15 protein-coding genes and 2 pseudogenes are annotated in these 19,541 nt (G+C 74.0%); 4 read left to right on the top strand and 13 right to left on the bottom strand.

Translation table 11 applies throughout. From position 1 onward, the window contains the following. Positions 1–78: 78 nt before the first annotated feature. Together BS80_RS07410 and BS80_RS07405 are read right to left on the bottom strand one after the other, a co-directional pair. Positions 79–720, bottom strand: coding sequence for an NUDIX domain-containing protein (locus BS80_RS07410; RefSeq protein WP_035794459.1), 642 nt, complete (start codon positions 718–720; stop codon positions 79–81). A 92-nt stretch (positions 721–812) separates the two neighbouring features. Then, complete coding sequence (locus BS80_RS07405; RefSeq protein ID WP_269676094.1) at positions 813–2,489, bottom strand: CTP synthase; 1,677 nt, start codon at positions 2,487–2,489, stop codon at positions 813–815. 644 nt (positions 2,490–3,133) lie between these two features. On the opposite strand from BS80_RS07405, the gene BS80_RS07400 reads away from it, so the two are divergent. Then, positions 3,134–5,083, top strand: coding sequence for a glycoside hydrolase family 15 protein (locus BS80_RS07400; protein WP_035794889.1), 1,950 nt, complete (start codon positions 3,134–3,136; stop codon positions 5,081–5,083). A 20-nt stretch (positions 5,084–5,103) separates the two neighbouring features. Here BS80_RS07400 and BS80_RS07395 read toward each other — a convergent pair whose 3' ends face one another. From BS80_RS07395 to yczE, 3 genes are all read right to left on the bottom strand, one after another. Further along, positions 5,104–6,279: a glycosyltransferase family 4 protein gene (locus BS80_RS07395; protein ID WP_051966263.1), complete on the bottom strand. Its 1,176-nt coding sequence runs from the start codon at positions 6,277–6,279 to the stop codon at positions 5,104–5,106. Between the two features lie 154 nt (positions 6,280–6,433). Then, a complete protein-coding gene (gene recN, locus BS80_RS07390) occupies positions 6,434–8,191 on the bottom strand; it encodes a DNA repair protein RecN (RefSeq protein ID WP_035794449.1) in 1,758 nt (585 codons plus the stop codon). Between the two features lie 54 nt (positions 8,192–8,245). Next, entirely contained in the window at positions 8,246–8,878 is a 633-nt protein-coding gene (gene yczE / locus BS80_RS07385; protein WP_035794447.1) for a membrane protein YczE, read from the bottom strand. Positions 8,879–8,984: 106 nt separating this feature from the next. On the opposite strand from yczE, the gene yczR reads away from it, so the two are divergent. Beyond that, positions 8,985–10,481, top strand: coding sequence for a MocR-like transcription factor YczR (yczR, locus tag BS80_RS07380; RefSeq protein ID WP_035794444.1), 1,497 nt, complete (start codon positions 8,985–8,987; stop codon positions 10,479–10,481). A gap of 10 nt (positions 10,482–10,491) precedes the next feature. On the opposite strand, the gene BS80_RS07375 is transcribed toward yczR, so the two are convergent. The 4 genes from BS80_RS07375 to BS80_RS42500 form a co-directional block, all read right to left on the bottom strand. Then, positions 10,492–11,394 carry an NAD kinase gene (locus tag BS80_RS07375; RefSeq protein WP_035794442.1) on the bottom strand — a complete coding sequence of 301 codons (903 nt, stop codon included), beginning with the start codon at positions 11,392–11,394 and terminating at the stop codon, positions 10,492–10,494. Between the two features lie 88 nt (positions 11,395–11,482). Continuing rightward, on the bottom strand, positions 11,483–12,289 hold the full coding sequence (locus tag BS80_RS07370; protein WP_035794441.1) for a TlyA family RNA methyltransferase: 807 nt from the start codon (positions 12,287–12,289) through the stop codon (positions 11,483–11,485). Between the two features lie 61 nt (positions 12,290–12,350). Continuing rightward, a complete protein-coding gene (locus BS80_RS40410) occupies positions 12,351–12,566 on the bottom strand; it encodes a hypothetical protein (RefSeq protein ID WP_035794436.1) in 216 nt (71 codons plus the stop codon). Then, positions 12,559–13,377, bottom strand: coding sequence for a hypothetical protein (locus BS80_RS42500; RefSeq protein ID WP_051966261.1), 819 nt, complete (start codon positions 13,375–13,377; stop codon positions 12,559–12,561). Before BS80_RS42500 ends, BS80_RS40410 begins: the two co-directional genes overlap by 8 nt. A 220-nt stretch (positions 13,378–13,597) precedes the next feature. Here BS80_RS42500 and BS80_RS07355 point away from each other — a divergent pair, with 220 nt between their 5' ends. Further along, on the top strand, positions 13,598–13,945 hold the full coding sequence (locus BS80_RS07355) for an SCP2 sterol-binding domain-containing protein (protein WP_035794434.1): 348 nt from the start codon (positions 13,598–13,600) through the stop codon (positions 13,943–13,945). 35 nt (positions 13,946–13,980) lie between these two features. Here BS80_RS07355 and BS80_RS07350 read toward each other — a convergent pair whose 3' ends face one another. Next, positions 13,981–15,012, bottom strand: coding sequence for an HAD-IIA family hydrolase (locus BS80_RS07350; protein WP_035794431.1), 1,032 nt, complete (start codon positions 15,010–15,012; stop codon positions 13,981–13,983). Then, on the bottom strand, positions 15,009–15,647 hold the full coding sequence (locus tag BS80_RS07345) for a tetratricopeptide repeat protein (protein WP_083974349.1): 639 nt from the start codon (positions 15,645–15,647) through the stop codon (positions 15,009–15,011). The genes BS80_RS07350 and BS80_RS07345 overlap by 4 nt, the downstream gene beginning before the upstream one ends. A gap of 109 nt (positions 15,648–15,756) precedes the next feature. On the opposite strand from BS80_RS07345, the gene BS80_RS07340 reads away from it, so the two are divergent. After that, positions 15,757–17,130 carry a DUF1015 family protein gene (locus BS80_RS07340; RefSeq protein WP_083974348.1) on the top strand — a complete coding sequence of 458 codons (1,374 nt, stop codon included), beginning with the start codon at positions 15,757–15,759 and terminating at the stop codon, positions 17,128–17,130. 298 nt (positions 17,131–17,428) lie between these two features. On the opposite strand, the pseudogene BS80_RS07335 reads toward BS80_RS07340, so the two are convergent. Both BS80_RS07335 and BS80_RS44250 read right to left on the bottom strand, forming a co-directional pair. Continuing rightward, a pseudogene (locus BS80_RS07335) lies at positions 17,429–18,220 on the bottom strand (hypothetical protein); the annotation flags it as partial. Positions 18,221–18,742: 522 nt separating this feature from the next. Next, positions 18,743–19,354, bottom strand: a pseudogene (locus BS80_RS44250) (DEAD/DEAH box helicase); the annotation flags it as partial. Positions 19,355–19,541: the final 187 nt, after the last annotated feature.

Here is a 19,541-nt window from a genome sequence, read left to right as displayed (position 1 = left end):
GCGCCGTGCGGAGTGGACGTTGCGGTAGTACCAACCGGCAAATCACTCCAGTGGATCAGTGCCGGTCGCCGGTCGGGCTCACTCGGTGAACGGCCGCGCCGGCCACGGCGAGCCGGCCGGGCGCAGTGCGTCCAGGCCCGGGCCGGTGAGCGCGGCGTGCAGCGCGAGGGTGCCGGTGACCAGCGTGGGGTTGTGCAGTTCGCCGGCCAGCACCCGGCCGACCAGCTGCTCCAGCGGGACCCGGGCCACCTCGATCTCCAGCTCCTCGCCGTGCGCCGCGTAGCGCTCCTCCTCGGAGTCGGCGAGGTCGGTGGCCAGGAAGAGCCGCAGCGCCTCGTCCGTCCCACCGGGTGAGGTGTAGAAGTCCACCAGCACCCTCCACTCACCCGCCTTGCAGTGCGCCTCCTCGTACAGCTCGCGCTGGGCGGCGTGCAGCGGGTTCTCGCCGGCCACGTCCAGCAGCCCGGCCGGCAGCTCCCAGAGCCGCTGGCGCACCGGGTGACGGTACTGGCGGACCAGCAGCACCCGCTGCTGCCCGTCCAGCGCCAGCACGCTGACGGAGCCCGGGTGGGTCTGGTAGTCGCGACGCGCCACCGAACCGTCCGGCATCTCGACCTCGTCGCTGCGCACCCCCGTCACCCGGCCCTGGAACGGGGTCTGCGAGGACAGCACCCGCCATTCCTCGGCCTGGTCACTGATCTGCAGCCGGACGTCCGTCATGGTGCTCTCCCCTTGGTCGTGGACCTCGACCTCAACCTACGACAGACGGCGGCCGCGCGAGGATCCGCACGGCCGCCGTCTGGTCCCGGTGGCTACTCGCCGCCGGTCTTGATCTTGATGGCGGCCGCCACCAGACCCGCGAAGAGCGGGTGCGGGCGGGTCGGACGCGACTTCAGCTCCGGGTGCGCCTGGGTGGCCACCAGGTACGGGTGCACCTCGCGCGGGTACTCGACGTACTCCACCAGATCGCCCTTGGGCGAGAGGCCGGAGAACTGCAGGCCGGTCTTCTCCAGGTCCGCGCGGTAGGCGTTGTTCACCTCGTAGCGGTGGCGGTGGCGCTCCTCGACGTACTGCTCGCCGGCGTAGACCTCGCGCACGATCGAGCCCTCGGCGAGCTTGGCCGGGTAGAGGCCCAGGCGCATGGTGCCGCCCAGGTCGCCCTTGCCGTCCACAATCGCCAGCTGCTCGGCCATGGTGGAGATCACCGGGTGCTTGGCGGTCGGCTCGAACTCGGTGGAGTTCGCCTCCGGCAGGCCGGCCAGGTTGCGGGCCGCCTCGATGACCACGCACTGCAGGCCCAGGCACAGGCCCAGCAGCGGCACCTTGTTCTCACGGGCGAAAGTGATCGCGGCGACCTTGCCGGTCACGCCGCGGTCGCCGAAGCCGCCCGGGATGCAGATCGCGTCCACGTCGCCCAGCTGCGCCTGCGCGCCCTCGGGCGTCTCGCAGTCGTCCGAGGTGACCCACTTGATCTCGACCCGGGCGTTGTTGGCGAAGCCGCCGGCGCGCAGTGCCTCGGTGACCGAGAGGTAGGCGTCGGGCAGGTCGATGTACTTGCCGACCAGCGCGACCTTGACGATGTGCTGGGGCTCGTGCACCCGGCGCAGCAGGTCGTCCCAGGTGGTCCAGTCCACGTCGCGGAACGGCAGGTCCAGCCGGCGCACCACGTAGGCGTCCAGGCCCTCGCCGTGCAGCACCTTGGGGATGTCGTAGATCGACTTGGCGTCGATCGCCGCGACCACGGCCTCCTCGTCCACGTCGCACATGAGCGAGATCTTGCGCTTGATGGCCTGCGGGACCTCGCGGTCGGCGCGCAGCACGATCGCGTCCGGCTGGATGCCGATGCTGCGCAGCGCGGCCACCGAGTGCTGGGTGGGCTTGGTCTTCAGCTCGCCCGAGGGGCCGATGTACGGCAGCAGCGAGACGTGCACGAAGAAGACGTTGTCCCGGCCGACCTCGTGGCGGACCTGGCGGACGGCCTCCAGGAACGGCAGCGACTCGATGTCGCCGACCGTGCCGCCGACCTCGGTGATCACCACGTCGACGTCGTCGGTCGCCATCCGGCGGATCCGGGACTTGATCTCGTTGGTGATGTGCGGGATGACCTGGACGGTGTCGCCCAGGTACTCGCCGCGGCGCTCCTTGGCGATGACCGTCGAGTACACCTGGCCGGTGGTGACGTTCGCCGAGCCGTGCAGGTTGGTGTCCAGGAAGCGCTCGTAGTGGCCGACGTCCAGGTCGGTCTCGGCGCCGTCGTCGGTGACGAAGACCTCACCGTGCTGGAACGGGTTCATGGTGCCCGGGTCGACGTTCAGGTACGGGTCGAGCTTCTGCATCGTCACGCGCAGGCCACGGGCCTTGAGCAGGGCACCGAGGCTGGAGGCGGTGAGGCCCTTGCCGAGTGATGAGGCGACACCCCCGGTGACGAAGAGGTGCTTGGTCGTCACGGCGCGGCTGTTCGTCGCCTTGCCGGAATGGGGCTGTGCCAAGAGGGGGCTCCCGTGGGTCGCGTGTCGAGGATGACGCTGGTGGCGCGGCCGCGCCGACGGGACGAAAGGCCGCGTTGCGGGGTCGTCAGTCGGCGGGTCCGGGGCGGTTGATCCCACCAGTCCACGGGATACCAGGGTATCAGCGAGCTGACCCGTACGCGTTCGGACGTCCCCGGGGTGCTCCGGACGGGTGGTTCCGGACCGCGCCGAGGGGCCGTGGTGATCAGGCCCGGATGGCCCGTCCTGATCATCCCCCGACCCCGGGAGAGACCAGGCCGGGCGACGGACCTGACTACTTTTCGGCCCGCAGCCCGAGCAGACGGCGGTACGAGATCGTTTCCGGGTGCTTCGCCCACCCACCTCGTCGTATCCTGCACGGACGCATCGCCGACAGCAGAGCCAGCCGAGGACGAGGGGTCGGGACGACGCCTCTCCGTCCCCGATGCGCGACCGGACCCCGCTCCACCGCTCGACCCCCACGCCCAGTCCAGGAGCCCACGGTGGTTCCGCGCGCCCGTCCCCGGCCACCCGCCACCAGCGGCCCGGGGGACGGCCGGTCGGGGCTCGCGCCCCACCTCCGGCCCCGCCTCACGCTCTCGCTCCGTCGTGCGACCGCCGAGCACTACCGCGAACTGGAGATGCACGTGGCCGGCCGTATCGAGGACTACGCACTCATCGGGGACATGCAGACCGCCGCCCTGGTCAGCAGAGACGGAGCCGTGGACTGGCTCTGCCTGCCCCGATTCGACTCCCCCGCCGTCTTCGCCGGCCTGCTGGGCACCGACGAACACGGCTTCTGGCGGATCGGCCCCGCCGAGGCGGCGCCCACCGGCCCGGCCACCGTCGCCCCCGCGCCGCGGGCGCCGTTCACCGATACGGGTGAACTGAAGACCCCGCCGATCAGTGCCTCCGCGCCGGCGGTGCCGGCCGACCGGCGCCGCTACCGCGGCGACACGCTGATTCTGGAACAGGAGTGGGACACCCCGCGCGGCAGCGTCCGGGTGATCGACTTCATGCCGCCGCGGCACCTGGGCGACCAGGAACCGGTGCCGCAGATGATCCGCATCGTGGAGGGCCTGCACGGCCGGGTCCGGATGCGCTCCGCCCTGCGGATGCGGTTCAGCTACGGCCGGATCGTCCCCTGGGTGCACCGGGTCGAGCAGCCCGACGGCGGGCACCGCACGGTCGCGGTCTCCGGGCCCGACTCGGTCTGGCTGGACGGCGAGTCCGAGACCTACGGCCGCGACCTGACCACCTACGCCGACTTCACCGTCGAGGCCGGCGAGCGGATCGCCTTCGCCCTCACCTGGCAGGCCTCCCACCTGCCGCCGCCGGAGGCGCCCGACCCGGAGGCCTCGCTCGCGCTCACCGAGGAGTTCTGGCAGGACTGGGTCAGCCAGTGCACCTACCAGGGCCCCTACCAGGAGGCCGTCGTCCGCTCCCTGGTCACCCTCAAGGCGCTCACCTACGCCCCCACCGGCGGCATCGTCGCCGCGCCCACCACCTCGCTGCCCGAGGACATCGGCGGCGAGCGCAACTGGGACTACCGCTACACCTGGCTGCGCGACGCCGCCATCACGCTCTCCTCACTGCTGCGCACCGGCTACCGCGAGGAGGCCCGGGCCTGGCGCGAGTGGCTGCTGCGGGCGGTGGCCGGCGACCCGGAGAACCTGCAGATCATGTACTCCATCACCGGCCAGCGCGAGCTCACCGAGTCCACCCTGGACTGGCTGCCCGGCTACGAGGGTTCGGCGCCGGTGCGGGTCGGCAACGGCGCGGCCGGCCAGCTCCAGCTGGACGTCTACGGCGAGGTCGTCGAGGCGCTCTACCTGGCCCAGATGACCGGGCTCTCCCGCAACGACCACGCCCACCTGCTCCAGCTGCGCCTGATCAGCTACCTGGAGGAGCACTGGAAGGCCCCCGACGAGGGCATCTGGGAGGTGCGCGGGCCGCGCCGGCACTTCGTGCACTCCAAGGTGATGGCCTGGGTCGCGGTGGACCGCACCATCAAGCTCATCGAGCAGACCCCGGCCGAAGGCCCGCTGGACCGCTGGCGCGCGCTGCGCGACGAGATCCACGCCGACGTCTGCGAGAAGGGCTACGACGCCCAGCGCAACACCTTCACCCAGTACTACGGCGGCACCGAGCTGGACGCCTCCCTGCTGCTGATCCCCCAGGTGGGTTTCCTGCCGCCGGACGACAAGCGGGTGATCGGCACCATCGAGGCGATCCAGCGCGAACTGTCCACCGAGGACGGCTTCGTGCTGCGCTACCCGACCCACGACGACCAGGGCAACAACGTCGACGGGTTGTCCGGACACGAAGGGGCCTTCCTGGCCTGCTCGTTCTGGCTCGCGGACGACTTGGCGATGATCGGCCGGGTCGCCGAGGCGCGCGAGCTCTTCGAGAAGCTGCTCGCGCTGCGCAACGACGTCGGCCTGCTGGCGGAGGAGTGGGACCCCCGGCTCAAGCGCCAGGTCGGCAACTTCCCGCAGGCGTTCAGCCACGTGCCGCTGATCGACACCGCCCTGCGGCTGACCGCCTGCGGCGCGGCCTACCTCTCGCCGCAGCCGGCCGAGGCCGCGAGCGTCTAGCCGGCGCCGCGCCAGGCCCCCTACCGAGGCGCCTGCACCAACTCGTCGTAGGTGCTGAGCACCTGCGCCACAGTGGCGGCCTCGTCCGGCCAGGTCTCGGCCTGGACCGGGCCGGCCGCGGCCAGCGCCGCGCGGCGGGCCGGGTCGGCCAGCAGCTCGCGCACCGCGCGGCCCAGCGCGACCGGGTCGCCGCCGGGCACCAGGATGGCGGCGTCCCCGACCAGTTCGGGGATCCCGCCGACCGCCGTCGACACCAGCGGGACACCGGCCCGCAGCGCCTCCTGGGCCACCAGCGAGCGGGCCTCCCAGCGGCTGCCGATCACCACCAGGTCGGCGGCGGCCAGCAGGTCGCAGACGTCGTCGCGGTGACCGAGCAGCCGGACCGGGAGCTTCTCGGCCGCGACGCGCTCGCGCAGCGCCGGGCCCTGCGGCCCGTCCCCCGCGATCAGGACCAGCGGATGCGGCCCGGGGCCCTCGGCCAGCGTGCGGGAGGCGTCCAGCAGTTGCCCGAAGCCCTTGTGCGGGACCAGTCGGCCGACCGCCAGGACGAGCGGACGGTCTTCGGCGCCCTCGCCCAGCAGCGCCGCCCGGGCCGCCGTCCGGTCCAGCCCGCCGGCGGCGAACGGCGGTGCCGCCACCGGGCCGAGCCGGGCGTCGGTGGCCCCCAGCTCGCGGGCCCGGGCCACCAGGTCCGAGGAGGCGCCGAGCACCAGGTCGGCCGCCCGGGCCACCCGACGCTCCATCAACCGCTGCAGGCGGCGCTCCAGACCGGTGGCGAGCAGCGCGTGGTGGGAGGTCACCACCAGCGGCGTCTCGGGCCGCAGCCCCGGCAGCCGGCCCGCCGTGCGCAGCGCGAGGTCGGACAGCAGCGCCGCCCGCAGGCCGTGCGCGTGCACCAGACCGGCACCGGTGAAGGCCCGGCGCAGCTCACCGATCGCGGTGGCGTCGCTGCGGGCGCCGGCGGTCGGGGTGATCTCCACCGGGTGGAAGCCCGCGCCGGTGTGCGAGAAGCCGAACCGCGCGTCGGAGTCGGCCGGCCCGCAGACCGTCACCTTGACGCCGTGCGCGGTCAGGCCCTGGGCGAGGGAGCGCACGTGCGCGCCGATCCCGCCGCTGCCGGCGGCCAGCACCAGCACCACGTGCAGTTGGCCCGGTTCCGGGCCGGCCGCCGTGCTCCGGGCGGTGGAATGGTCCACGTCGTCTCGCTCCGACTTCGTCTCTGAACGCGCGCCGCCGTCGGGGATCGCCCGCCGTCGACGCTCGGGACCGGAATCCAGGGTCCGCCCGCCACGATGCCAGGTCCCCGGGCCTCTTGGACAGTCGGCACAACGGGGACCACCAGGACAACCCCTATGACTCCCGGGGCGCCCGGGCGGCGGCGAGGAGTTCCTCGGCGTGGGCGCGGCCCAGCTCGGAGTCCTCCAGACCGGCCAGCATCCGGGACAGTTCGCGGACCCGCTGCTCGTCGTTGAGGGTCTTGACGCCGCTGCGGGTGACCGTGCCGTCGTTGGTCTTCTCCACCACCAGGTGCCGGTCGGCGAAGGCCGCCACCTGCGGCAGGTGGGTGACCACCACGACCTGGGCGCTCTGCGCCAGTTTCGCCAGCCGGCGGCCGATCTCGACCGCCGCCTTGCCGCCGACTCCGGCGTCCACCTCGTCGAACAGGTAGGTGGGCACCGGGTCGGCACCCGCGAAGACCACCTCGACCGCGAGCATCACCCGGGAGAGTTCACCGCCCGAGGCGCCCTTGGCGATCGGGCGCGGCGCCGCGCCGGGGTGCGGGGCGAGCAGCACCTCCACCTCGTCGACGCCGTGCGAGCCGTAGGCCACCGTGCGGCCGTCCAGGTCCAGGCCGGCCGGGTCGTCGAGACGGGTGATCTCGAAGGTCACCCGGGCGTGCGGCATCGCCAGCTCGGTGAGTTCGGCCGAGACGGCCGCGGCGAAGCGGCCGGCGGCGGCGTGCCGGGCGGCCGAGACCTCGGCCGCGAGCAGCGCCAACTCGGCGCGCAGCGCCGTCTCCTCGGCGCCGAGCTGGTCGATCCGCTCGTCGTCGCCGTCGAGTTCGGTGAGCCGGCCGGCGGAGGCCTCGGCCCAGCCGATCACCTCGGCGGTTCCGCCCTCCAGCGAGCCGTATTTGCGCAGCAGTTGGGCCAGCACCGCGCGGCGCTCCTCGACAGCGGCGAGCCGGACCGGGTCGGCGTCCAGGTCGTCGGCGTAGAGCGCGAGGTCACCGGCGACGTCGGCGAGCAGGTAGCCCACCTCGGTGAGCCGGTCCGCCAGCGCCGCGAGGCGCTCGTCATGGCCGCGGACACCGTCCAGCGCGCGCCGCGCCTGGCCGAGCAGCGTGCCGGCGTCCAGCGAGTCCGGGTCGAGCTGGTCGCCGGCCAGCGCGCCGTGCGCCAGCGCGGCGGCGGAGGAGAGCGCGTCGGCGTGGCCGAGCCGCTCGGCCTCGGCCGCCAGCTCGATCTCCTCGCCCGCGACCGGCTCGGCGGCGGCGATCTCGTCCAGGCCGAAGCGCAGCAGATCGGCCTCCTGGGCGCGCTCACGGGCCCGGGTGGTCAGCTCCTCCAGGGTGGTCGAGACCTCGCGCAGGCGCCGGTGCACGGCCCGGTAGCGGGCCAGCGGCCCGCTCACTGTCTCCCCCGCGTAGCGGTCCAGTGCGGCACGCTGCCGCGAGGGCCGCAGCAGCCGCTGCTGGTCGGTCTGACCGTGCACGGCGATCAGCTCCTCGCCGAGCTCGGCGAGCAGGCTGACCGGCACCGACCGGCCGCCGACGTGCGCCCGTGAGCGCCCCTCGGCGGAGACCGTCCGGCTGATCAGCAACTCGCCGTCGTCCAGCTCGGCGCCGGCCTCCAGCGCGCGGACCGCCGCCGGGGAGCCCGCGGGCAGCGTGAGCCGCCCCTCGACCACCGCCCGGTCCGCTCCCCCGCGAACCAGCGCCGGGTCGGCCCGGCCCCCGAGCAGCAGACCGAGGCTGGTCACCACCATGGTCTTGCCCGCGCCCGTCTCGCCGGTCACGACGGTGAAGCCGGGTGCCAGCTCCACCACCGCGTCGTCGATGACGCCAAGATCCCGTATCCGCATCTCGTCCAACACGGAGACGACCATACGAGACCCCACCCCCACCGCGCGACGAGTGGCGGCCCGGCGGGGCCAAGTTCATCAGTTCCGGGCCTGCGGCGAAACAACCGTGCACCAGCGCAACGAGAGCTGTGCAAGGGGGCCGATCGCCAGCGCGTAGAGCACCGTGCCGACCCCGGCGCCGCCGCCCAGCAGGACGCCGCCGGCCAGCGCGGTGAGTTCGAGCCCGGTCCTGACCACCCGCACCGACCAGCCGGTTCTCCGCTGCAAACCGGTCATCAGGCCGTCGCGCGGACCCGGGCCGAGCCGGGCTCCGATGTACAGACCGGTGGCCAGACCGTTGACCACGATCCCGGCCGCGAGCAGCGGGAGCCGCAGCGCCAGAGCGTGCTGGACCGGGACGACGTCGAGCGTGAGGTCCGTGGCCAGGCCCAGGACCAGCACGTTGGCCACCGTGCCGACCCCCGGCCGCTCGCGCAGCGGCAGCCAGAGCAGCAGGACGGCGGCGCCCGTGAGGGTCGTCCAGGCGCCGATGCTCAGCCCGAAGTGCCGGGCCAGGCCCTGGTGCAGGACTCCCCACGGGCTGAGGCCGAGCGCGGCGCGCACCATCAGGCCCAGCCCGACGCCGTACAGCGCCAGGCCCACCAGCAGCTGCGGGACCCGGCGGCCGAGCGCCCGTCCGGGTCGGGTGCGGGCAGGGACGAGCGTCGCCATGAAGGACTCCTTGGACCGGGCGGACCAGGGGGTGGCCGCTCTGCCATCATGGGCAGTCCAAAAGAGCCACCTCCAGGTCCAATCAACGTCAGGTGGACTGATCGCCATGGCCGACTGGCACAGCACCGTCGCCCCGCCCGCCCTCGCCCGACTGCTGCGCACCGCACGACTGCCCGAGCCCGTCGGCCACCGCCCGGCCTACCGCGAGCTGGCCGGGCAGATCCGGGTGCTGGTCGCCGACGGCCGGCTCCCGGTCGGCAGCCGGCTGCCCGCCGAACGCGAACTGGCGGTCACCCTCGCGCTCAGCCGCACCACCGTCGCCGCCGCCTACGACACCCTGCGCTCCCAGGGCTACCTGCACAGCCGGCGCGGCTCGGGCAGCTGGACGGCGCTGCCCGAGGGCAGCAGCCCGCCCGGGGACGCCCTGCAGCCCGTCCCGCCGCACGAGCAGGGCCGCCTGCTGGACCTGGGCGTCGCCTCGCTGCCGGCCCTCCAGCCGTTCCTCGGCGAGGCCGCCGCCCGGGCAGTCGAACAGCTGCCCGCGTACGCCACCGGGCACGGGCACTACCCGACCGGCGTGCCGGTCCTGCGGGAGGCACTGGCCCGCCGCTTCACCGAGCGCGGACTGCCCACCACACCGGACCAGATCCTGGTCACCACCGGCGCGATGGGGGCGCTGCACCTGCTGCACCGGGCGCTGGTGGGACGCGGCGACCGGGTCGCGGTCGAGGCGCCCAGCTACGGGCACACCCTGCGCTCCCTGCAACTGGCCGGGGCCCGGCTGGTCCCGGTCCCGCACGCCCGGCCCGGCGGCCCCGAGCGGCTGCCCTGCTGGGACCTGCCGCAGTGGCGCCGGGTGCTCCAGGAGGCCGCGCCGCGCGTCGCGTACGTCATCCCCGACTTCCACAACCCGACCGGCGCGCTGATCGCCGAGGAGCAGCGCCGCGAGCTGCTGGCGAGCGCCCGCAACGCGGGCACGGTGGTGCTGGTCGACGAGACGATGGCCGAACTCGGCTGGGGCACCGCCGAAGCGCCCCGGCCGATGGCGGGGCTGGACCGGGCCGCCCAGGTGGTGACGGTCGGGTCGGCGAGCAAGCTGTTCTGGGGCGGGCTGCGGGTCGGCTGGCTCCGGGCGACGCCGGCCCTGGTGCGCAGGCTGGCCACCGAGCGGGTGTTCAGCGACGTCGGAACCCCGGTGCTCGACCAGCTGATCGTCGCCTCGCTGGTCGGCGAGCGGCTGGAGGAGGTCCGGGCCGTCCAGCTGGCCCGGCTGCGGGCGAGCGCGGCCGCCGTGTCGGCGGCGCTGCGCGAGCGGCTGCCGCGCTGGCGCTTCGCCGACCCGGTCGGCGGGCTGACCCTGTGGGTGGACACCGACGGCCTGTCCGGCACCGCGCTGGCCGAGGCCGGCGACCGCGCCGGGGTGCGGATCGCGGCCGGGTCGCGGTTCGGGGTGGACGGCGCCTTCGAGGCGTTCATCCGGATCCCGCTGACGGTGCCGGCCGCGGCGGCCGGCGAGGCGGTGGAACGCCTCGCCACCGCCGCCGCCGTCGCCCGCAGCGGACGCTGGCCGTCCGCCGGCGGGGCTCACCCGCTGGCGATCTGACCCACCGGTCTCAGCAGTTGCCCGCCCGCCCGCGCCAGCCCGTCACCGGGAGCGCGAACTTGGCCACCAGCCGGTCGGTGAACGGCGCCCGGTGCAGCCGCGCCAGGCGCACCGGCACCTTGCCCCGGCGGACCTCCACCCGGGCCCCGGCCGGCAGCTCGAAGGAGCGCCGCCCGTCGCACCAGAGCACGCCGTGCGGGGTCTTGGGCTGCACCTCGACGGCCAGCACCGAATCCGGTGAGGTCACCAGCGGGCGGGCGAAGAGCGCGTGCGCGCTGATCGGCACCATCAGCAGAGCCTCGACCTCGGGCCAGACCACCGGCCCGCCGCCGGAGAACGCGTACGCCGTCGAGCCGGTGGGCGTGGAGAGCACCACGCCGTCGCAGCCGAAGTTGGAGACCGGACGGCCGTCCACCTCGGTCACCACCTCCAGCATCCGCTCACGGGCGGCCTTCTCGACCGACGCCTCGTTGAGCGCCCAGTCCTCGTGCACCACGTCGCCGTTGGTGCGCACCAGGACGTCGAGCGTCATCCGCTCCTCGACCTCGTACGCGCCGTCCACCACCCGCTCCACGACCACGGCGAGGTCGTCCCGCTCGGCCTCGGCCAGGAAGCCGACCCGGCCCAGGTTGATGCCGAGCATCGGCAGCCCGGTGTCCCGGGACAGCTCGGCCCCGCGCAGCAGCGTGCCGTCACCGCCCGCCACCAGGATCAGTTCACAGCCGTCCGCCGCGCCGTGCCCGGCCTGGACGGTCTCGACGCCCTCGGGCAGGTCGAGGTCCACGGCCTCGGCGGCCAGCAGTCTGATCCTGATCCCGGCCTTCAGCAGGCCCTGGACCAGCTGCTCGACGCTGCGCAGCGCGGCCTCCCGACCGGTGTGCGCGATCAGGAAGACCGTACGTCCCTCGCTCAATGCCCTCTCCCTACGTCTGCCGGGTCGCCCTTGGCCCGGTGGCGGCCACCGCTCGGCGTGGCCGGTGTTCGACGCACCGGCAGGCAGCCTAGCTGGGGCCCTCGGCGACCGCCCGGTCCGCCTCGGCCGGATCGAGCTGCGGAGCGTCGCGCCGAAGCCACAGGAAGTACTCGACATTACCCGAAGGACCGGGCAGCGGGCTGGCCGTTACGGCACGAACTCCGAGCCCCAACTCCCAGGCCCGGGCCGCCACCTGACAGACCATCTCGGCCCGCAGCTGCGGGCTGCGGACCACCCCGCCGCTGCCCAGACGCTCCTTGCCGATCTCGAACTGCGGCTTGACCATCAGCACCAGATCGGCGTCCGGGCCCGCGCAGCCCGCCAGCGCGGGCAGCACCAGACCGAGCGAGATGAAGGAGAGGTCGCCGACCACCAGGTCGACCGGCTTCCCGCCGATCTGCTCCAGGGTGAGTTCACGGACGTTGGTGCGGTCCATCACGGTGACCCGCTCGTCGCTCTGCAGCGACCAGGCGAGCTGCCCGTAGCCGACGTCCACCGCCAGCACGTGTGCGGCTCCGCAGCGCAGCAGCACGTCGGTGAAGCCGCCGGTGGAGGCGCCCGCGTCGAGCGCCCGGCGGCCCTCCAGCCGCAGGCCCTGCGGGGCGAAGGCCGCGAACGCGCCGGCCAGCTTGTGGCCGCCGCGCGAGACGTAGTCGGGGTCGTTCTCGTCCTTGGCGACGACGACGGCGGCCGCGGTCTCCACCTGGGTCGCGGGCTTGGTCGCGGTGGCGCCGCCGACGCTCACCCGGCCGGCCGCGATCAGTTCGCTGGCGTGCTCGCGGGAACGCGCCAGATTGCGGCGGACCAGCTCTGCGTCGAGTCGGCGTCGTGCCACTGCCACGGGGGGTTCAGCTCCTAGGTCGTGCTGTGCTCTGCGCTCTGCCGTGCTCCGGTGGCTACGGCTCGTCCTCGGGCCGGTCGAGCGCGCTGAGCGCGTCGGTCAGCCTCCGATGGACATCTTCGTACACGGCGGCGTGCTCGGTGGTCGGCACCCCGTCCAGAGCGGCCAGCCGCGCGAGGGCGTCGTCGACGGGCGGGTGACCGGTGGCGTGCACGGGGACCCCCAGCGGCTCGGGTGCGAGCTGCCCGGCGGGGGACGGGAGGTCAGACATCCTTCTCCTTGCGGACCGCAGGAGCCTTCTTGGCGGGGGCGGGCTTGGCTGCCTTGGCCGACTTGGCCGCCTTGGCGGGGGTGGCGCGCTTGGCGGGCGCGGGCTTGGGCACGGGCGCGGGCGCGGGCGCGGGCTTGGGCGCGGGTGCGGGCTTGGGCTCGGGTGCGGGCTTGGGCTCGGCGGCGGCCTTCTTCGTCGCGGCCGGCCGCTTCTTCGGTGCGGCGACCTTCGCAGCCGGGGCCGGGGCCTTCTTCACCGGCGGTCGGGGTACGGCCTTCCTCGCGGTCGCCCGCCGCGCCGGCCCGGGTGGAGGGACCGCCGCCTCCCGGTCCGTCTCACGCTCCGGCTCGGGCTCGCGGTCCTCGGCCGACTCCTCCTCCGGCCGCCAGTCCTCGCCGAACAGGCCCTCCGCACGCGCCGCCGGCGGCTTGCGCCGGGCGGCGGCCGGCGGCGCGGCCTGCTCCTCACCCGCCAGGTCGCGCAGCTTCTCCTCCAGGTAGGACAGCACCACGCCGACCTTCACCACCTGGTCGCCGAGCCGGCCCGCCCGTTCGAAGGCCTTCTCCGCCTCGGCGCGGGCCAAGCCCACCGCGAGGTCGACGCCGGTGCGGCCCGCCGTCGCGAGTTCGCCGACTAGCGTCTGCCACGACTGCACCGAGGGCGGAAGCTGCGCCGTGACCGTCCGCTCGGCGGCCTCCAGATCGATCCCCGCCCGCTCCAGCAACTCGGCCGCAGTCCCCACGACGCGCTTGCCGGCCTGCTCCGCCAGCCCGGCCGCGACCTCCACGTACTCCCGCAGCGTGTCCCGCATCGGGGTGCCTCCTCCGTGCCGTCATGGCCGTCGTGAACGGTCACGACCCTCCGGTCGCGACCGTCCAACCGTGCGACGCCCCGGACACACCGGGTGCCTGCGGACGACGCTACCCCCTCCCCCGACCCCTGCGCTGCACCAACGGGCGGACGGGCCAAGGCCGCCCGGGGCCCGGTAGCGTGGCGGGCAGCAGACCGCAGGGACAGGGAGTACCGAGACGATGGCCGACACCGACGAGTGCCGCACGGCGCTGGAGCAGCTCAGCCGCAACCTTGCCCGCGCCAACGGCAACGTCCAGCAGGCCGCCGCCCTGGACCGCACGCTCAGCTGCCGGATCACGGACCTCGACCTGACCTTCACGGGCGTCCTGAGCGGGGGCCGGATCCAGGGCCTCGCCGAGGCGCCCGGCGCCCCCGCCGAGCGGGCCGAGATCCGGCTCACGATGACCAGCGACGACCTGGTGGCCCTGGTCGGCGGACGCCTGAACTTCGCCTCCGCCTGGGCCACCGGACGGGTCAAGCTGGAGGCGGGCTTCCGCGACCTGCTCCGGCTGCGCACGCTGCTCTGACGCGCTGCCCGTCCGGGCGCCCCTGCCGTCCGGGCTCAGAAGCCCAGCTCGGCCAGCGCCTTGCGCCCGTCCACCGGCCGACCGTCACGGTCCAGCGCCGTCCACGCGGCCGCGCACAGCGCCCGCAACCCGTCGTAGCGGTCGCCCTCGCCGTCCGGGCCGGTCAGCCGTAGCTCGCCGTCCACGACCTCCGCGCGCTGCCCACGGCAGCCGAACGCCCCGTCCGACAGCCGTTCGACCGCCGGGTGGGCCTCCAGCAGCCCGCGCAGGTCGGCGGCCAGATAGCTGGGCCGGTGCTTGGCCGGGGCGGCCAGCAACTCGGCGGGCGTGGCGACGCCGGTGAAGACCAGCAGGCTGTCCACCCCGCCGTTGTAGGCGCCCTCGATATCGGTGTCCAGGCGGTCGCCGACCACCAGCGGACGCTTGGCGCCGGTCCGCAGCACCGTCTCGCGGTGCATCGGCGGCAGCGGCTTCCCCGCCACCTCCGGCTCGGCACCGGTCGCGGCCCGGACGGCGGCCACCAGCGTGCCGTTGCCAGGTGCGACGCCGCGCGCCGTCGGGATCGACAGGTCGGTGTTGGAGGCCACCCAGGGGAGCCCCGAGGCCACCGCGTAGGAGGCCTCCGCCAGCTCCGCCCAGCCCACCGACTGGTCGAAGCCCTGGACCACGGCGGCCGGCCCGTCCGCCAGCGAGCGGACCGCCACGAGCCCGTGCTCGGCCAGCGCCTCGACCAGCCCGGCACCGCCGACGACCAGCACCTTCGCGCCGGCCGGCACCTTCTCGGCGATCAGCCGGGCGGCCGCCTGCGCCGAGTTGATCACGTCCTCCGACTCGGCCGGGATCCCCAGCTCGGTGAGGTGCTCGGCGACCACCCGGGGCGGGCGGGAGGCGTTATTGGTCACGTACGCGAGCCGCATGCCCTCCGCGCGGGCTGTCGCCAGCGAGTCGACGGCGTGCTCGATCGCATCCGCACCGGCGTAGACCACGCCGTCCAGATCGAGCAGCGCCGTGTCATACGCCGCCATCAGCGGGCGGTCGCTCCGGGCGGGGGCCTGCGTGTCCGTCATGCCTGATCTTCCTCGTCGTTCAACTCGTCGTCGGGAGCGGCCGGCGGCCGGTCGGCGGCACCGGGCAGCGGACCGGCACCGGGCAACGTCCCCGGGTCGGGCAACGGCCCGGCGTCGGCGGCGGACTCGGCCTGCGCCGGCAGGTAGCCCGGCGCACCGGGCTGCAACGGACCGTACGCACCGGCCCGGGCCGCCAGCGTCGCCCTGGTCTGCCGCAGCGCCGCCCGGTAGTGGTCGGCCTCCGGCCGCATGGCCACGGCCAGCGCCAGATGCTTGGCCGAGGCCTCGAAGTCGCCCAGCCGCGCGGCGGAAACCCCCCAGCCGAACCGAGCGTAGTCGTCCGACGGATCGGCCTGCACCACCGCCCGGAAGTTCTCCAGCGCTCCCGCATAGGAGCCCGCGTCGTACTGGGCGCGGGCCAACGCCTCCCGGATGCTCTTCGACTCCGGCTCGGCCGCCACCGCCCGCGCCAACAGCTGTTCCGCCGCAGCCGGGTGCCCGGCGGCCAGCAACTGCTGTCCGCGCCGGAACCAGTCGTACACATCGCCCTGCGGCTCCCCGGCGGCGCCGCCCGTGACCGGCCCACGCTGCTCCGCGCCACCCGCCGCCGGCCCCTGTCCCTGCCCCTCGCTCATGCCTCGCCTCGCTCCCGCTCAGACTGCGACGTCCCTACCGACACCCTTCCGACTACGGCATCGTGCAACAAGATCTCGGAACTACCACTTCCCGATTACCATGCCCAGAATGAGTGCACCCAGTGCAGAAAGCGGAGCCAAGACTTCGCCCGGCGGCCCCGGCGATCCCGGGCGCGTCGCCGCCGCAGGGCTCTCCCTGTCACCCTTCCGCGGCCTGCGGTACGTCCCCGAACGGGTCGGTACGCTGGCTGCCGTCACGTCACCGCCCTATGACGTGGTGGACCCTCATCGAAGACTCGGTCTGGAGACCGCCGACCCGCACAACGTGGTCCGGTTGATCCTGCCGCGTCCCGAGCCCGAGGACACCGGGGGGCGTTCCGACCGTGACACCCGCTACCGGCACGCCGCCCGGCTGTTCAAGAAGTGGCAGCGCGAGGGCGTCCTCGCCCCCGACCCGCAGCCGGCGCTGTACGTCTACGAGCAGCGTGCCCGCGACGACGGCCCCAGCGGCGAGCTGCTGCAGCGCGGCCTGATCGGTGCACTCGCCGTCAGCGGCCGCGAGGGCGGCGTGGTGCTGCCGCACGAGGACGTGATGCCGCGCCCGGTCGCCGACCGGGTCGGGCTGATGCGCACCACCCGGGCCAACCTGGAACCGCTGCTGCTCACCTACCGCGGCAGCGGCGGCGCGTCCGGGGTGATCGAGCGCACGGTGCAGCGCGAACCGCTGCTCACCACGACCACCAGTGACGGCACCCACCACCGCCTGTGGGCCGTCACCGACCCGGCCGAACTGGCCGAGGTGACCCGCGACCTGGCCACCTGCCGGGCGCTGATCGCCGACGGCCACCACCGCTGGGAGATGTACCTGCGGCTGCAGCGCGAGCACCGGCACCTGCCGTTCAGCCCCTGGGACCGGGGCATGGTGCTGCTGGTGGACACCGCGCGCTACCCGCTGCGGGTGCGGGCGATCCACCGGGTGCTCTACCGGCTCCCGCTGGAACAGGCGCTGGCCGCGCTGGAGGACGGCGGCTGGACGCTCCGCGAGCTGAGCGGCCCGCTGGAACAGGCGCTGGCGGCGCTGACCGAGGCCAAGGCGGACGGCGGCAACGCCTTCCTGCTGACCGCCGGCGACTCGGTCTACCACCTGCTGACCGGCCCCGACGACGCGATGCTCGACGCCACCGTGCCCAAGGACCGGCCCGAGGAGTGGCGACGCCTGGACGCCACCGTGCTGCACTCCACCCTGCTGGAACACGTCTGGCGGGTGCCGGACGGCCCCGACGACATCGGCTACCTGCACGCCGCCGCGGCCGCCGAGCGGGAGGCCGCGCGCACCGGCGGGACGGCCGTGCTGCTCCACCCGGTCGACGAGGGGGTGGTCCGCAGGCTGGCCGAGCAGGGGGTCACGATGCCCCGCAAGTCCACCTCGTTCGGGCCCAAGCCGGCCAGCGGACTGGTGCTGCGCAGCCTCGAACTGGGCTGAGCGGGCCGGACCGAACGCGAAGAGGCCCTGCCCGGGACGGGCAGGGCCTCTTCGGCACTTCATCGGGTCAGGTCATGACCGGCGGGCTGGATCAGCCGCGGTCGTTGCCCCGGTCACGGTTCTCGCGGTCGCGCAGCTCGCGCTCCGCCGCACCGGTCTCGGCCTCGTCGATCTCGAGGTCGTCGTCGTCGTAGTACTCCTCGACGTCCTCGTCCTCCTCGAAGATCACCCGGTTGTCCTCGCGGTCGTCCCGGTCATCCCGGACGTCACCACGGTCGCGGACGTCGCCACGGTCACGGTCGTCCTCACGGTCGTCCTCGCGGTCGTCCTCGCGGAACTCGCCGCGGTCCTCGTCGTCCTCGACGTCATCGGCCACGACAGCGCCGACCTCGTCATCGACGTCCAGCTCGGGGTCGAGCGCGTCCACGAACTCCAGGCCGTCGATCTCCGCGAGCCGCTCGGAAGCGTTCGTGGTGCCCTCCGGGTCGGCCTCGGCGGCCTTCGCGAACCAGTCGCGCGCCTCGTCGGCACGGTCGGCCGCGATCAACGCCTCGGCGTACGCGTAGCGTAGCCGGGCCGTCCACGGCTGGACGGAGTTGGAGGCCAGCTCCGGGCTCTCCAGCGTCACGACGGCGGCCTCGAACTGACCCATGTCGCCACGGGCGCCCGACGACACCAGACGCATCTCGACCTGGCCGGCCTTGTCCAGCTGCTTGACCTCGGGCTCGCCGGCCATCGCCAGCGCCCGCTCCGGGCGGCCGAGGCCGCGCTCGCAGTCGGCCATCACGGGCCACAGGTCGGCGCGGCCGGTCATCCGGCGGGCGGCGCGGAACTCGGTCAGCGCCTCGGCGTAGCGCTGCGTCATGTACGACGCGAACCCGGCCGCCTCACGGACGGACGGCACGCGGGAGGCCAGGCGGAGCGCGACCCGGGAGAACTGGTAGGCCTCCTCCGGCTCGGTGTCGAGCAGGCGGGCCACCATCACGAGGTTGCGGGCGACGTCGTCGGCCAGCGTCTTCGGGAGGCTCTTCAGCTCCTGACGCACATCACCGTCGATCTCCATGCCGGTGACGTCCTCGGGGATCGGCAGCCGGCGAACCGGCTCGAAGTTCCCACGCCGGTCGTCGTACCCACCGCGGTCACCCTCGGAGGAACGGTCGTCGCGACGGTAGCCGCCACGGTCGCCACCCGACGGACGGTCGTCACGGCGGAACCCGCCACGGTCGCCACCGGAGGGACGCTCGTCACGACGGAAACCGCCGCCACCGCTGCTGGGGCGCTCCTCGCGACGGAACCCGCCACGGTCGCCACCGGAGGGACGCTCCTCGCGGCGGAAGCCACCACCCGTGCTGGGACGCTCATCCCGACGGAAACCACCCGACGGACGGTCGTCACGGTTGAACCCACCCGACGGACGGTCGTCGCGACGGAAGCCACCACCGCTGCTGGGACGCTCATCCCGACGGAAACCACCCGACGGACGGTCGTCACGGTTGAACCCACCCGACGGACGGTCGTCGCGACGGAAGCCACCACCGCTGCTGGGACGCTCATCCCGACGGAAACCACCCGACGGACGGTCATCGCGGTTGAACCCACCCGACGGACGGTCATCGCGACGGAAGCCACCACCGGAGGGGCGGTCGTCACGGTTGAAGCCGCCACCCGAGGGGCGCTCGCTACGGAACCCACCACGGTCCCCACCGGACGGACGGTCATCGCGACGGAAGCCACCACGGTCCCCACCGGACGGACGATCGTCACGACGGAAGCCACCACGGTCCCCACCCGACGGACGGTCCTCACGGTTGAACCCACCACCCGACGGACGCTCGCTACGGAACCCACCACGGTCCCCACCCGACGGACGATCGCTGCGGAACCCACCACGGTCCCCACCCGACGGGCGGTCGCTGCGGTAACCACCACGGTCCCCGCCCGACGGACGATCGTCACGGTTGAAGCCGCCCGAGGGGCGGTCGTCGCGACGGAAACCGCCACCGGAGGGGCGGTCGTCACGGTTGAACCCACCACCGGACGGACGCTCGCTACGGAACCCACCACGGTCCCCACCCGAGGGACGGTCGCTGCGGAAGCCACCACGGTCCCCACCCGACGGACGATCGCTGCGGAACCCACCACGGTCCCCACCCGACGGACGATCGCTGCGGAACCCACCACGGTCCCCACCCGAGGGACGGTCGCTGCGGAACCCACCACGGTCCCCACCCGAGGGGCGGTCGTCGCGACGGAAGCCACCACCGGAGGGGCGGTCGTCACGGTTGAACCCACCACCGGACGGACGGTCGCTACGGAACCCACCACGGTCCCCACCGGACGGACGGTCGCTGCGGAACCCACCACGGTCCCCACCCGAGGGGCGGTCGTCGCGACGGAAGCCACCACCGGAG

This window comes from Kitasatospora mediocidica KCTC 9733 (genome assembly GCF_000744225.1).
GTDB lineage: Bacteria > Actinomycetota > Actinomycetes > Streptomycetales > Streptomycetaceae > Kitasatospora > Kitasatospora mediocidica.
Note: the sequence above shows the minus strand (reverse complement) of the source record. Positions and strands in the feature narration are given on the sequence as shown.